Here is a 14,389-nt window from a genome sequence, read left to right as displayed (position 1 = left end):
CGCCGGACGGGGCCACGGGGCCCCGCTCACGAGTCCGCCTGGTGCTTCTTCGGCTCCGGCTGCGGGATCTCCGCCGCGTACTCGGGATGGCGCAGGTCGAACGCCGGGGACTCCGAGCGGATCCGGGGCAGCGTGGTGAAGTTGTGCCGGGGCGGCGGGCAGGAGGTCGTCCACTCCAGGGAGCGGCCGTAGCCCCAGGGGTCGTCGACCCCGACCTTCTCGCCGTACTTGGCGGTCTTCCAGACGTTGAGGAGGAACGGCAGTGTCGACAGACCGAGCAGGAACGCGCCGATCGTGGAGACCGTGTTGAGGGCGGTGAAGCCGTCCGCGGCCAGGTAGTCCGGGTAGCGGCGCGGCATGCCCTCGGCGCCCAGCCAGTGCTGGACCAGGAACGTGGTGTGGAAGCCGACGAACAGCGTCCAGAACTGGATCCTGCCGAGCCGCTCGTCGAGCAGCTTGCCGGTGAACTTCGGCCACCAGAAGAAGAATCCGGCGAAGACCGCGAAGACCACCGTGCCGAAGACGACGTAGTGGAAGTGCGCCACCACGAAGTACGAGTCGGTGACGTGGAAGTCCAGCGGCGGTGAAGCCAGGATCACCCCGGTCAGACCGCCGAAGAGGAAGGTCACCAGGAAGCCGGTCGCCCACAGCATGGGCGTCTCGAAGGAGAGCGAGCCCTTCAGCATGGTTCCGGTCCAGTTGAAGAACTTCACGCCCGTCGGCACCGCGATCAGGAACGACAGCAACGAGAAGAACGGCAGCAGCACCGCGCCGGTGGCGAACATGTGGTGGGCCCAGACGACCACCGACAGCCCGGTGATCGCCATCGTCGCGCCGACCAGGGTCAGGTAGCCGAAGACCGGCTTGCGGCTGAAGACCGGGATGATCTCGGTGATGATCCCGAAGAACGGCAGCGCGATGATGTACACCTCGGGGTGCCCGAAGAACCAGAAGAGGTGCTGCCACAGCAGCGCCCCGCCGTTGGCCGCCTCGAAGACCTGCGAGCCGAACCGCCGGTCCGCCTCGAGCACCAGCAGGGCCGCCGCCAGCACCGGGAACGCCAGCAGGATCAGGATCGACGTGAACAGCGTGTTCCAGGTGAAGATCGGCATCCGGAACATGGTCATGCCGGGCGCGCGCATCCCGATGATGGTGGTGATGAAGTTGACCGCGCCGAGGATCGTGCCGAAGCCTGCCAGCGCCAGCCCCATGATCCACAGGTCGGGGCCGAGGCCGGGGGAGTGCGTGGCGTTGTTGAGCGGCGCGTAGGCGAACCAGCCGAAGGCGGCGGGGCCCTCCGGCAGCAGCAGCGAGCCGAGCACGATCACCCCGCCGAACAGGAACAGCCAGTACGACAGCATGTTCAGCCGGGGGAAGGCGACGTCGGGGGCGCCGATCTGCAGTGGCATCAGCTCGTTGGCGAAGCCCGCGAAGGACGGGGTCGCGAACAGCAGCAGCATGATCGTGCCGTGCAGGGTGAACAACTGGTTGAACTGCTGGTTGTCCACGATCTGCAGGCCCGGGCGGGCCAGTTCGGCCCGCATGATCAGCGCCATGGCCCCGCCGACCAGGAAGAACGCGAACGACGTGATCAGGTAGAGGTGCCCGATCTTCTTGTGGTCGGTGGTGGTCAGCCAGTCGACGACCACCCGGCCCCGCCTCCCGCCCGCGGTGCGCGCCGTCGCCGGTACGGTCTCCGTCCCCATTGCTCGCTCGCCCTTCGCTCGTCGCGTCCCGGGTCCCGCCCCGCTCGCGCCGCACGGGTGCCCGCGAGCCGCCGTCGCGGTGCTCGCGCCGCCACGCGCCCGACAGGGGCATACGGAGGATGTGTGGGGGAGCCGTGTATTTCCTATGAGGATCCGACCCCCGCGGAGCCCCGCGGAATCGAAAGGAAACGGGATCCGGGAACGGTTCTCCGGGAACTTTCCGCCGGGTAATGGAAGGAGCCGGTGCGACACGCGGAAATGGCGGTCGAATAGGTTCGGAAGGCTTGTGAAACCGCCCGTTCGAGTGATGGATTCGTACGGAAACCCGTGTCGTGGTCCTGTGACAGAAGTGTGACCGTAGTGATCCACATCTCCCGTTCGGGGTTCCCGGAACGGCGGTCCCGGCCTAGCGTTGCGGGTATGGCACCGATTCCCACTCCGCCAGCGGAGCCCCAGGACAGTCCGGACGGATATGTCGGCCTCGAGAGCGGCCGGGCCGAGCGGCTCGCCCGTGAGCGAGGGTGGTCGACGGTGCGTTCGCTGGCGCCCGGAACGATCATCACCATGGAGTACCTCGTGGGCCGGCTGAATTTCGAGGTGCGCGAAGGACGGGTGACGCGGGCCTGGAAGGGCTGAGGCGCGCGGGGCCCGGTGTGTGCGCACCGATGGGCCCCGCGCGCGGGCCGGCCGCCGGTCAGGGGCGGGCGGCCGGGTTGGCCGAACCGTGCGGAAGCCGGTCCGCGTGCGGCGGGCGACGGCTGCCGGCCGGGGTGACCGGGGCGCGCTCCGCGCGGGTCGTGTGCGGGCCGGGGGCGAGGTAGACCGGCGCCCTGGGCGGACGGGCCGTCGCCTCGCGGGCCGCGGTGGTCTCGTCCGGCCGGCCGGCCGTGGCGCACTGTGTGAGCGGCACGGCCACCGGTACCGGCGCCGGGACGGGCGCCGTCCTCGCGCGACGGTCGCGCAGGCGGTCACGCAGAGTGAAGATCCAGGCCTCGGTGCGGGCGATCAGCGGCTCGAACGCGGGCAGCGCCAGCAGGATCAGCAGGCCGGCGGCCCAGCCGAGGACCACGTCGCTCAGCCAGTGCGTACCGAGGTAGACCGTGGCCAGGCCGACGCCGAGCGAGGTCACCGCGGAGAGCGCGGACAGCCAGCGGCGGGCTCGTGGGGTGGAGGCCAGATAGGCCAGGATTCCCCAGGTCACGACCGCGTTGGCGGTGTGGCCGCTGGGAAATATATCGCCGCCCAGACCCATCTCGTTCGAGCCGATGGCGGTGGCGTAGTGCGGGCCGAGACGGCCCATGCCGATCTTGGCGGCACCGACGGTGATGTTCAGCAGCAGCAGCGACGTACCGAGCGTGAGCAGGGGCCGCAGGGTGTGCTGGCGCCAGGATCTCCAGCCGAGCCAGGCGCAGACCATGACGGCGGTGGGTCCGCGCTGGCCGAGGACCACGTAGTAGTCCACGAACCAGTGGATCTCCGACCACTGCTGGTACGGCCGGAAGAACATGACCTGCCAGTCGAGGCGGACCAGCCACGAGGTGGTCACCACGAGCCACACGATGGCCAGGTAGAAGGCCAGGGTCGCCGAGAACAGCGCGACCCGGTGCCTGCTCATCTGCGGCACATCGAGGTGGGCCGGTCGTTCCGGCTCACGGTCGAGCCTTGCGAACACCCGGTCCAGACGGGTGAGGTTTCGTTCGGTACGCACCCAATCGACGTTACAGCGAGTGAGTGCAGTTCCCCGCCGAACCCGCGGCTTTGTGATGACGATGTGATGTGGGATTGCTCTCGTAAGGGTGGCTATTCCGCTGGAATCCGCAATCTCCGAACCGTGTTCCCTGCAATTCTTTTGATCATTCCGGAGGATGGTTCCGACTGGCTTATGAATGCGTTCACCGAATGCACGGCCGCCATTCTCCGCCCGCTCATCCGTCCGTCGGGGCGGCTCAGGGCGGACCGGAGCCGTTCAGCCACCACGCGCCGTACACGGCCGACGCCGCCGCGGCACCGCCGACGACCAGGGCCGATCGCCAGGGCCGCAGCCGCGCGAGGGCCGTGGCGAGGGGGAACAGCAACGGGAAGGCGGGCAGCAGCAGACGCGGCTTCGAGCCGAAGTAGCTGGAGGCGCACAGCGCGAGCGCCAGGACGACCCCCGTGTGGACCAGCAGGGGGAGGGGCTGGCGTCCGCGTACGCAGGCGACGTAGAGCCGGATCAGCAGGGCGACGCCGACGACCAGGGCGAGACCGGCGAAGGCCGAGGGAATCGACGTGAACTTGCCGATGACGAACCGGGCGAAGGCGTGACCGCCGTCGAAACCGTTGCGCCAGCCCGCCTGGACGTCGAGATAGCCGAGCGGACCCCGCCCGGTGCGGTGCCCGACCCAGAGGACGTAGCCGGCGGCGCCCAGGGGGGCGAGGAGAAGACCCAGGGCGCGCGGGGCGATGCGCGCGCCCGGCGCGTCCGCCGCGCTCCGCTCTCGCACGAACGAGACCGTGCCCGCCGCCCACACCGCCGCCACCACGGCGATCCCCACCGGGCGGGTCAGCCCGGCGAGCGACGCCAGCAGGCCCGCGGTCACCCAGCGGCCGGTGAGGACCGCGTACAGCGACCAGGCGGCCAGCGCGGTGAACAGCGACTCGCTGTACGCCATCGACTGCACGATCCCGACCGGCAGCACCGCCCACAGCAGCACCGCGCACACCCCGGCCCGGCGCCCGTACAGACGGTCGGCGACCGCGAAGATCCCCCAGGCCGCGGCGAGCGAGGCGATCAGGGAGACGGCGAAACCGGCGTCGGCGTACGACAGCGGTGTCGGCTCCGCGACCAGCCGCTCCAGCCACGGCAGCAGCGGGAAGAAGGCGAGGTTGGAGTGGACGTCGCCGCTGGGCAGGCGCACCTCGTAGCCGTACCCCAGTTCGGCGACCCGGGTGTACCACAAGGAGTCCCAGCGGGCCGTCAGCAAGGTGTACGCGCTCTTGTCCCGCGCGGCGCTCCACACCGCCAGGGCGAGCAGCCCCAGCGCGCGCACGGCCGCGTACCCCAGGAGAGCGGGGGCCGCCCGGCGCAGGGTCGGGGGACCGGGCGGCGCCACCCGGGTGTCGAGATCGGTCACGGGGCGATTATCGGCGGCGCCCGGAAACGGAGGGTGCGCCGGGGTGCGACGGGCCGTGAGGGGAGTGGCGTACGCCACATGTTCGGCGGGGAACTGTGAGAGGTCCGCCACGTGGCCGACGCACGAACTCGCGTACGCTGCGTGTCACTCGTCGTTCGTTGCGCGGGCCGGAGACCACCGCTTCTCTCCGGCCGAGCCCCGGGGAGTCCCCACCCCGCGAGCCCGCCGGACCGAGGAAACTCTGGGAGGTACGTTCATGTCCGGGACGACCACGGCCGCCGTTCGGTGGCGCCGTCGGGCGGCCGGGGCCGGTGCCAACCGCTGGGTCGTGCTGGTGGTGCTGTGCGTCAGCCTGCTCCTGGTCGCCGTCGATGCGACCGTGCTGCACGTGGCGGTGCCCGCCGTCACCGAGGACCTCCGGCCCGGCGCGATCGAACTGCTCTGGATCGTCGACACCTATCCCCTGGTCTGCGCCTCGCTGCTGATCCTGTTCGGCACGCTCGGCGACAGGGTCGGCCGCAGAAGGGTGCTGCTGCTCGGTTACGCGCTGTTCGGCGTGGCCTCCGCCCTCGCGGCGTTCGCCGGAAGCGCCGAGGTGCTCGTCCTCGCGCGGGCGCTGCTCGGCGTCGGCGGCGCGATGATCATGCCCGCGACGCTGTCCATCCTGCGCCAGGTCTTCCCCGACCGGCGGGAGCGGGCGCTCGCCATCGGCATCTGGAGCGCCGTGGCCGCGGTCGGCGCGGCGGTCGGGCCGCTGCTCGGCGGCTTCCTGCTGGAGCACTTCTGGTGGGGCTCGGTCTTCCTCGTCAACATCCCCCTGATGCTGGTCAGTCTGCCGGTGGGCCGGCTGCTGCTGCCCGAGTCCAAGGGCACGGGGGAGGGGCCGTGGGACGTCGTGGGCGCGCTGACGGCCGCCGCCGGACTGTTCGGCGCCGTCCTGGGCGTGAAGCGGCTGGGCAGCGGCGAACTGGGTCCGCTCACCCTGGTGCCGCTGGCCGTGGGCGCGCTGCTGATCGTGCTGTTCGTACGGCGTCAGCGGCGGCGCGCGCACCCGCTGGTGGACCTGCGCATGTTCGCGCGGCCCGCGTTCGGTACGGCGGTGGGGTGCATCGTGCTGGCGATGCTGGCGCTGGTGGGTCTGGAACTGATCGCGGCGCAGTACCTCCAGCTGGTGCTGGACCTGTCCCCGCTGGAGACGGGGCTGCGACTGCTGCCGCTGACCTTCGCGGCGATGGCCGCGGGGCTCGCCGGGGCGCGGCTGCTGCGCCGGTTCGGGCCGCGGCGGATGGTGTGCGCCGGGTTCTGCCTCACCGCCGCCGCGGTCGTCACGCTGACCGCGATGGGCGGGGCGGACAACCCGGCGCTGCTGCTGGTCGGCTTCCTGCTGCTCGGGTTCGGGCTGGAGACGACGCTGTTCGGGGCGTACGAGTCGATGCTGAGCGAGGCGCCGCCGGAGCAGGCGGGCGGGGCGGCGGCGATCGGCGAGACGTCGTACCAGCTGGGGGCCGGGATCGGGATCGCGCTGCTGGGCAGCGTGATGAACGCGGCCTACGCGCCGGGGCTGTCGTCGGTGCCGGGGGTGCCGGCCGCGGCGTCGGCCGCGGCGGGGAACTCGCTGGGCGAGGCGTACGAGGTCGCCGGGCGGCTCGGCGGGCCCGCCGGGGAGGCCCTGCGGCAGACGGCGCGGGACTGTTTCGTGCACGGACTGCATGTGACGCTGATGGTGAGCGCGGGGCTGTTGCTGCTGGGCGCGGTGATGGCGCTGCGGCTGCCGCGGGTGATGCAGTGCGAGGCCCCCGCGGTGCGGCTGCCCGCGCCCCGGGAGGTCGGGCAGCCGCGGGTCTCGGCCTGACGGCCGGTCGGTCTCCCGCCCGCACACCGCCCGGGGTGATCCCCGCAGGGCCGGGCGTCGTCCGTGGTGGTGCGGCGCCGTCGGCGGCTTCCCGTCCGCCGCGCGCATCGCAGGGGTGGGGTGGACGGGGTTCGCCGGGCGTCGTAACGTCGGGGGAGTTGCGTGACTAGCGGTGCTAGTTTTCAGGTTTCGGAGGGAATCATGTCGTCGTCCTCGGGGCCCGCGGGGTCTGTGCCGCCCCCTTTCGACCCGTCCGACCCCCTCGGGATCGACGATCTCCTGGACGACGAGGACCTCGCCGTACGGGACACCGTGCGCTCCTGGGCCGGGGACCGGGTGCTGCCGTACGTCGCCGAGTGGTACGAGAAGGGCGAGCTGCCCCAGATCCGGGAACTGGCGAGGGAACTGGGCGGGATCGGTGCCCTCGGCATGTCCCTCACGGGCTACGGGTGCGCCGGTGCCACCCACGTGCAGTACGGGCTGGCCTGCCTTGAGCTGGAGGCCGCCGACTCCGGGATCCGCTCGCTCGTCTCCGTCCAGGGCTCCCTCGCCATGTACGCCGTCCACCGGTTCGGCAGCGAGGAGCAGAAGCGGGCCTGGCTGCCGCGCATGGCCGCCGGTGAGGTCATCGGCTGCTTCGGCCTGACCGAGCCCGACCACGGTTCGGACCCCGCCGGCATGCGGACCCACGCCAGGAGGGACGGCTCCGACTGGGTCCTGAACGGGCGCAAGATGTGGATCACCAACGGGTCGGTCGCGGGCGTCGCCGTGGTGTGGGCGCAGACCGAGGACGGCATCCGGGGCTTCGTCGTGCCCACCGACGCCCCCGGGTTCTCCGCGCCCGAGATCAAGCACAAGTGGTCCCTGCGGGCCAGTGTCACCAGTGAGCTCGTGCTGGACGACGTACGGCTGCCCGCCGACGCCGTACTGCCGGAGGTCGTCGGGCTCAAGGGCCCGCTCAGCTGTCTGTCCCACGCCCGGTACGGGATCGTCTGGGGTGCGATGGGGGCGGCGCGGGCCTGTTTCGAGACCGCCGTCGACTACGCGAAGTCGCGGGAGCAGTTCGGGCGGCCGATCGGCGGCTTCCAGCTCACCCAGGCCAAGCTCGCCGACATGGCGGTCGAACTGCACAAGGGGATCCTGCTCGCCCACCACCTGGGGCGGCGCATGGACGCCGGCCGCCTGCGTCCGGAACAGGTCAGCTTCGGCAAGCTCAACAACGTGCGGGAGGCGATCGAGATCTGCCGTACCGCGCGGACGGTCCTCGGGGCCAACGGGATCTCCCTCGAGTACCCCGTCATGCGGCACGCGACCAACCTCGAGTCGGTGCTGACCTACGAGGGCACCGTCGAGATGCACCAGCTCGTGCTGGGCAAGGCGCTCACCGGACTGGACGCCTTCCGCTGACCCCGGGAGGAGGCAGGGCCGGCGAGCGGCCCTGCCTCAGCTCTGGTTGAAGAAGCCGTCCGCGCGGCGCGCGGCCGGGTCGCCGTTGACGATCTCGGTGTTGGCGGGGCTGAGCAGGAACACCCGGGTCGACACCCGCTCGATCGAACCACGCAGCCCGAAGATCAGCCCGGCCGCGAAGTCGACCACGCGCTTGGCGTCGGCGGCCTCCATGGCCGTGAGGTTCATGATGACCGGGACACCGTCGCGGAACAGCTCGCCGATCGCCCGCGCGTCCCGGAAGCTGTCCGGGGTCACGGTGCCGATCCGGCGGCCCTTCTCCTGGGCCGTGTCGGTGGCGACCTTCACCCGCGGGTCGGTGACCCAGGCGTCTCCGGGGTCGGTCCCCTCGGAATAGTCGTCGTCGTAGTAGCGCTCGTCATCGTTGTCGTCGACGAGGCCAAGCCAGGCACTCGCCTTGCGTACCGATCCCATGGACGCCTCCTCTCACAGCGGTCATTCTTGCTTTCCGCATTCCCCATGGTCGTCCATGATGCGGATGTCGCGCCAAGTGGATAGACGCCGCGCGGGGGGTTTGTGACGCTACTGGTGCACAGTCGATCCGTCGAGAGTCCAAGTGCCCCAAGGGTCGCGACTCATACGGCTGCTGACTGTGAGTGAAATATGATTCTTCACGGCGTACGGGTGAGTGGCGGAGCGGACGGGTGAACCGGGCGCGCCGTTCCCGCGTGACGAGCGGTCGATACGATGCGGCGGCCGGCGGCCGTCTCCACGGCCGCCCGGCGTCGCGGGGATCGACACACATCACGGGGGATCGACATGTTCGGGATCGTCAGGCCGTGCCGGCACCGGCTCGGTGAGGGGCTCAGGACCCAGTGGACGGCGCACCTGTGCGGGCTCTGCCTCGCCCTGCGGCGCGATCACGGGCAGTTCGCGCGGATCGTCACCAACTACGACGGCCTGCTCGTCTCCGTCCTGACGGAGGCTCAGGCCGAACGGCCCGAGGGCGCGAGGCGTACGGCCGGGCCCTGTCCGTTGCGCGGTATGCGCTCCGCGTCCGTCGCACAGGGTGAGGGGGCCCGGCTCGCGGCGGCGGTCTCGCTGGTGCTGGCCGCCGCCAAGGTGCGCGACCACGTCGCCGACGGGGACGGGCTGCTGGCACGCCGCCCGGTCGCCCTGGCCGCGCGCCGGGTGGCCACGAGCTGGGGGCGGGCGGGCGCGCGCGGCGGCTCCGCCGTCGGCTTCGACACGGCCGTCCTGGTGGACGCGGTGGACCGGCAGGTCGGCATCGAGGCACTCGCCGGGCCCGGCACACCGTTGCTGACCGTCACCGAGCCGACCGAGACGGCCACCGCCGCGGCCTTCGCCCACACTGCGGTCCTGGCGGGCCGGCCCGGCAACGCCGGGCCGCTCGCCGAGGCCGGCCGTCTCTTCGGCCGGCTCGCGCACCTGCTGGACGCGGTGGAGGACCGGGAGAGCGACGCCGCGTCCGGTGCCTGGAACCCGCTCACGGCCACCGGGACCTCCCTCACGGAGGCCCGGCGGCTCGCGGACGACGCCGTGCACGGGATCCGGCTGGCGCTGCGCGACGCCGAGTTCACGGACGCCGGGCTCGCTCATGTGCTGCTCGTGCACGAGCTGCGCACCTCCGTGGACCGGGCCTTCGGCACCGCCTCGTGCGGACACGCGCACGCGCCGGAGCAGTACGGGCCGCCGCCGGGCAACCCCTACGCCCCGTCCGGCCCCGGCAGTCCGCCGCCCCCGCGGCCGCCGCACCGGGACCGGCGCGGACTGCTCGCCGGGTGCCTGGTGTGGGCGGGCCTCGCCTGCACGTGCCAGATGTGCTGCGGCACGTACGAGGACCCGTGGACCCGGGAGCCCAAGGATGGGCTGTGCCAGCGCTGCGACAACTGCTCGGACTGCTGCGAATGCTGTGACTGCTGCGGCAACTGCGGCGACGGCTGCTGCTGCGACGGCTGCGGCTGCGACTGCTGAACCGCGCCCGGCGCAGGTGCCGTCGGCGATGAGCCGGCCGGCGGCCACCTGGCGTGGCCGACGCCGGCGCCGGTCCCGGCCGCCGCACCCTCGCCCGGTACGCCGATGTCGTACCGGTGCGGACGGCGAGCCGGGCGCAGGCCCGGTCGGTGCGTGAGCAACCGGGCTCGGAGGCGACGGCGGCGCTGCTCCCGCACCGGGGTCTGTCGCGCACCTTCTCTCCGGGAAGCGCCCTCCGGGAGCACCTGGGTCCGGCCCTGCCGGTCGGTCGGTACGCCGGAGGGCCGGTGTGATGTCCCGGAGGGTTTGCTTCCGGACATCCCGTGGCGCGGGCGGCCGAAAGCGCGGGAGCGGTGCCCGCGGCATCGGTGCCGGAGCGCCGACGCCCTTGCGCACGAGCCGAGTTGCTCTGTACGGGGGGCGCTTCGTGCCGTACGGCGGGAAGCGCTCCGGGCGGGCGGCCGGGGTCCGGCGCGCACGGGTGGTTCAAGGATCGACGGCCGAAAGGCACCCTTGCGCCGACCGGCCGTTCGGCCGAATACTCCCCCTCAGCGCTTGTCAGGGGCATGGCTTGTTCGGAATCCGGACGCCCCCACGGCCCTCGACTGCGCCTCACGGGCCCCGACCCCACGCGGGCCCCCGATTTCCCCTGGGAGGGAACGAAACGTGAGGATCAAGCGCACCACCCCCACCAACGGCATCACGAGACGCACCCGGCTGATCGCCGTCACCACCGGTCTCGTGGCCGCCGCCGCCGTCGCCATCCCCCACGCGAACGCCGCGGACACCACCCCCTTCAGCACCGCCGAACTCAAGAGCGCCGGCAGCGCGGTGCTCAAGGCCGACGTCCCGGGCACCGCCTGGGCGGTCGACAGCAAGACCAACCGGCTCGTCGTCACCGTCGACAGCACGGTGTCCCAGGCCGAGATCGCGAAGATCAAGGAGCAGGCGGGCGGCAACGCCGACGCCCTGACGATCAAGCGGACCGAGGGCAAGTTCCAGAAGTACATCCAGGGCGGCGACGCCATCTATGCGAGCAGCTGGCGCTGCTCCCTCGGCTTCAACGTCCGCGACAGCGCGGGCAACTACTACTTCCTGACGGCCGGTCACTGCACCGACGGCGCCGGCACGTGGTGGTCCAACTCGTCGCACACCACCACGCTCGGCACCACGGCGGGCTCGAGCTTCCCGACGAACGACTACGGCATCGTCCGGTACACCAACACCTCGGTCACCAAGGCGGGCACCGCCGGCGGGGTGGACATCACCAGCGCGGGCACCCCGTCCGTGGGCACCACGGTCTACCGTGACGGCTCGACCACCGGCACCCACAGCGGACGGGTCACCGCGCTCAACGCGACCGTCAACTACGGTGGCGGCGACGTCGTCTACGGCATGATCCAGACCAACGTCTGCGCCGAGGGCGGCGACTCCGGCGGCTCGCTCTACGGCAGCAACGGCGTGGCCTACGGCCTGACCTCCGGCGGCAGCGGCAACTGCACCTCCGGCGGCACGACGTTCTTCCAGCCCGTGGTGGAGGCGCTGAACGCGTACGGCGTCAGCGTCTTCTAGCCCGGACGTACGGCCTTCGGCCGACAGCAGGGGAGCCCTCGCACGCGGTCCGCGTGCGGGGGCTCCCGCTCGTCCGCGCGGGTCCGCGGGGACCGGTGGTATTCGCCGTTCGAACTGCTCTCGGGACGGCCCGAGTCGGCCGCCGGGTCCGCCCCCCGAGGTGGTGAAGGCGGGAAGGGTGCGCGGTGTTCACCCTGTGCTCGTCCTCGGTCCGAACGTGTGTGCTCCCTGTGCGGCCGGGGAGAACGGAGGCGCTGTCGGCGACGGGCACCCGGACCGGCTGACGTCTTCGGCCGCCGGGTCCGGACCTGGCCCCACAGGCTTTGTCCGAGCAGGTGGGCGGCCTCGCGGCGGCCCTCGGTCCGGACCCCGGCCGGGAGAAGTCCCGCCCCGTGCGGCAAGCGGGTGCGGGACTTCCGCGTCGTACCGACACGCCTCAGGGGCCGGCTCGCCGGGTGCGCAGGGCCGTCGCCAGCAGGGTGATCGCGGTTCCGGCGACCGCCCACGCCGACAGCACCAGCAGGGCGGACGTCATGGCGTTGCCCTCGAAGTACGCGATCGACCGCGCGGCCCAGGTGCCCGCGCCCGGCGGCAGGGCCGGGCCGATCGCCTTCCAGAAGGGCGGCAGCAGCGGAGGCGGGAGGGCGCCGCCCGCGCTCGGGTTGCCCAGGATCACCACGATCAGGATGGCCAGGCCGATGCCGGCAAGCCCGAAGACGGCCTGGCAGGCGAGAGTGGCCGCGCCGACCGCGAAGACGATCAGGGCGCCGAGCCCCCACAGGGCCGGGAAGCTGCCGGGCAGCGCGCCCAGGACCGGCCCGGCGATCAGGGCACCGCCGAGTCCGCCGAGGAGTGCGACGAGGGCCATGGCGGCGAGCCGGATCGTCGCCCGCCGTGGCGTGGAACGGGCGGCGCCCGCGCTGATCGTCATGATCGATGCGCAGAGGTAGCCGCCCACGCACCAGCCCACGGTCACGTAGAAGGACGTCAGCCCGTTGGCGTCGCCGGTGTCGGCCGGGGCCACGTCCACGGTCCGTACCGTGCGGTTCTCGGACTTCTCCACGCGGGTGACGAGCGTCTCCAGGGTGGTGGCCAGCGCCCGGCCGCCTCCGGTGGCGACCAGGAGGGTGTCGGTGGTGCCGGCCGGGTCGACGATCAGCGCGCCGTCGATCTTCCGGTCCAGGATCTGCTTCCGGGCCGCCGCCCGGTCGGCCACCGTCCGCGGGTCCAGCGGCCCGCCCGGGAGCCCCGCCAGCCGGGTCACCGTCCGCTCGGCCACGGCCCGGGGCGCGACGACGCCGAAGGGCACGTCCCTGGGGCGCGGGTCGTGCAGCGCGCCCACGTAGGAGGCGATGAAGAGCAGGTGCAGGGCGAGCACGCCGATGACCAGCAGGGTGGCGTGCGGGGTGACCGCGTCCTTCACCTCGGCGAGGAAGGAACGGTCGGGAGGGTGGGGGGCGCCGACGGCCTGTGACATGTCCCAACCGTCCGGCTCCGAGGGCGTTCACGCAGGTGGGAGGCGGCCGAACGGATGTCGTGCACATGTTCGAGCCGGTTCGTCGGTGTGGTGCCGAAGGCCGTGGGCGACTCGCGGGCGCGGGCCGCGCCGGCTTTGTCGCAGGGAGTCGGGGCGGGACGGGGGTCGAGGTGTTCGCCGCCGGGGTCAGTTCGCCCACGGGGGAGCGAGCACGGTTCCGTCGGCCAGTTCCGCTGTCAGGCCGACGGAGGTGGTGACCCAGGTGAGCGCGGTGTGAGCGGTGGGGTTCTCCACGCTCAGGGTCGACCCGGCGTTGACGATCACGGTGTCGCCCGCACCGACCCGCTCGGTGCGGCCGTCGAGCGTGAGGGCCAGCTCGCCGACGAGGACGTGGAGGATCTCCTCCCGGCTGACGGTGTGCGCGGGAGCCTTCGTCCCCGGCGGGATCTCGCCCCGCCAGGCGGCCAGCTCCTCGCTGCCGGTGCCGGGAGTCGCGTACGAGACGAAGCGGGCGCCGTGGATCTCGTGCGTCACGGCGTCGCAGGAACGGACGAACGGCATGGGTGTCTCCTCGGAATATGGTCAAGTTGCTTGACTAAATGGGCCGTGTCCATAGTCAAGCGCCTTGACCGAAACGTCAAGGGTGTTTGAATGCGGACGTGCAGAACTCCGAAGCCCTCGCCCTGGCCGCCGCCCTGCTCGCCGCGGCCGGTGATCTCACGCGACGCATCAACGACGGCGTGGAGGCACGTGGGTTCGAGGTGCGGCCCGCCCACGGCTTCGCCTTCGCGCGGCTCGCTCCGGACGGGGCGACCGTCACCGAGCTGGCCGCGCACCTCGGGGTGACCAAACAGGCCGCCAGCCAGCTCGTCGACGAGCTGGTCCGCAAGGGGTACGCCGAGCGGCGGCCGCACCCCGTGGACGCGCGCGCCCGGCTGGTCGTCCTCACCGAACGCGGCCGGGACTGCACCCGTGCCGCGGAGGAGGCCGCCGCCGACGCCGTACGGGCCTGGGCCGAGGTCCTCGGGGAGGGTGAAGTGCGCGTGTTGCGCGACCGTTTGGCGCGAATCGCCCCCTACGGTCCCCTCAGGCCCACCTGGTGACCCGGCGTCGGGCGCCCCGCCGTCGCCAGCCGTCGCCGGAAGTTTTTACCGACGCGTAACTTCACACTTCACCTACTCGCCCGTAACTTGACGGGTGAACAGCACCCTTGTGATCCGGATCACCAGGCGTAAGGCCGTCGAACCTCCCTTGAGCCGCGAGGAGA

General features: G+C 72.0%; 12 protein-coding genes. 6 read left to right on the top strand and 6 right to left on the bottom strand.

Annotated elements, in window-relative coordinates:
* Positions 1 to 26 precede the first annotated feature (26 nt).
* Complete coding sequence (ctaD, locus tag ACIP5W_RS15585) at positions 27 to 1,706, bottom strand: cytochrome c oxidase subunit I (RefSeq protein WP_401472526.1); 1,680 nt, start codon at positions 1,704 to 1,706, stop codon at positions 27 to 29.
* Between the two features lie 420 nt (positions 1,707 to 2,126).
* Between ctaD and ACIP5W_RS15580 the strand changes: the two genes are divergently transcribed.
* On the top strand, positions 2,127 to 2,342 hold the full coding sequence (locus ACIP5W_RS15580; protein WP_401472523.1) for an I78 family peptidase inhibitor: 216 nt from the start codon (positions 2,127 to 2,129) through the stop codon (positions 2,340 to 2,342).
* Between the two features lie 58 nt (positions 2,343 to 2,400).
* Here the strand turns inward: ACIP5W_RS15580 and ACIP5W_RS15575 are convergent, their stop codons facing one another.
* Positions 2,401 to 3,414: a phosphatase PAP2 family protein gene (locus ACIP5W_RS15575; RefSeq protein ID WP_401472520.1), complete on the bottom strand. Its 1,014-nt coding sequence runs from the start codon at positions 3,412 to 3,414 to the stop codon at positions 2,401 to 2,403.
* A 238-nt stretch (positions 3,415 to 3,652) separates the two neighbouring features.
* On the bottom strand, positions 3,653 to 4,819 hold the full coding sequence (locus ACIP5W_RS15570) for a glycosyltransferase family 39 protein (RefSeq protein WP_401472517.1): 1,167 nt from the start codon (positions 4,817 to 4,819) through the stop codon (positions 3,653 to 3,655).
* Positions 4,820 to 5,075: 256 nt separating this feature from the next.
* Between ACIP5W_RS15570 and ACIP5W_RS15565 the strand changes: the two genes are divergently transcribed.
* Positions 5,076 to 6,671 (top strand): MFS transporter, encoded by a 1,596-nt coding sequence (locus tag ACIP5W_RS15565; protein ID WP_401472514.1) that lies wholly within the window; start codon positions 5,076 to 5,078, stop codon positions 6,669 to 6,671.
* Between the two features lie 201 nt (positions 6,672 to 6,872).
* Positions 6,873 to 8,078: an acyl-CoA dehydrogenase family protein gene (locus ACIP5W_RS15560; protein ID WP_401472511.1), complete on the top strand. Its 1,206-nt coding sequence runs from the start codon at positions 6,873 to 6,875 to the stop codon at positions 8,076 to 8,078.
* Positions 8,079 to 8,114: 36 nt separating this feature from the next.
* On the opposite strand, the gene ACIP5W_RS15555 is transcribed toward ACIP5W_RS15560, so the two are convergent.
* Complete coding sequence (locus ACIP5W_RS15555; RefSeq protein ID WP_401472508.1) at positions 8,115 to 8,552, bottom strand: cell division protein SepF; 438 nt, start codon at positions 8,550 to 8,552, stop codon at positions 8,115 to 8,117.
* 345 nt (positions 8,553 to 8,897) lie between these two features.
* On the opposite strand from ACIP5W_RS15555, the gene ACIP5W_RS15550 reads away from it, so the two are divergent.
* Both ACIP5W_RS15550 and ACIP5W_RS15545 read left to right on the top strand, forming a co-directional pair.
* On the top strand, positions 8,898 to 10,073 hold the full coding sequence (locus tag ACIP5W_RS15550; protein ID WP_401472505.1) for a DUF5685 family protein: 1,176 nt from the start codon (positions 8,898 to 8,900) through the stop codon (positions 10,071 to 10,073).
* A 666-nt stretch (positions 10,074 to 10,739) separates the two neighbouring features.
* Positions 10,740 to 11,645 (top strand): S1 family peptidase, encoded by a 906-nt coding sequence (locus tag ACIP5W_RS15545; RefSeq protein ID WP_401472502.1) that lies wholly within the window; start codon positions 10,740 to 10,742, stop codon positions 11,643 to 11,645.
* Between the two features lie 436 nt (positions 11,646 to 12,081).
* Here the strand turns inward: ACIP5W_RS15545 and ACIP5W_RS15540 are convergent, their stop codons facing one another.
* Positions 12,082 to 13,122: a DUF3533 domain-containing protein gene (locus ACIP5W_RS15540; protein WP_401472499.1), complete on the bottom strand. Its 1,041-nt coding sequence runs from the start codon at positions 13,120 to 13,122 to the stop codon at positions 12,082 to 12,084.
* 186 nt (positions 13,123 to 13,308) lie between these two features.
* Entirely contained in the window at positions 13,309 to 13,683 is a 375-nt protein-coding gene (locus ACIP5W_RS15535; protein ID WP_401472496.1) for a cupin domain-containing protein, read from the bottom strand.
* A gap of 98 nt (positions 13,684 to 13,781) precedes the next feature.
* Here ACIP5W_RS15535 and ACIP5W_RS15530 point away from each other — a divergent pair, with 98 nt between their 5' ends.
* Complete coding sequence (locus ACIP5W_RS15530) at positions 13,782 to 14,225, top strand: MarR family winged helix-turn-helix transcriptional regulator (RefSeq protein WP_401472493.1); 444 nt, start codon at positions 13,782 to 13,784, stop codon at positions 14,223 to 14,225.
* Positions 14,226 to 14,389: the final 164 nt, after the last annotated feature.

This window comes from Streptomyces sp. NPDC088766 (assembly GCF_044750845.1).
Classification (GTDB): Bacteria; Actinomycetota; Actinomycetes; order Streptomycetales; family Streptomycetaceae; genus Streptomyces.
This window is presented reverse-complemented; position numbering and strand designations above follow the sequence as displayed.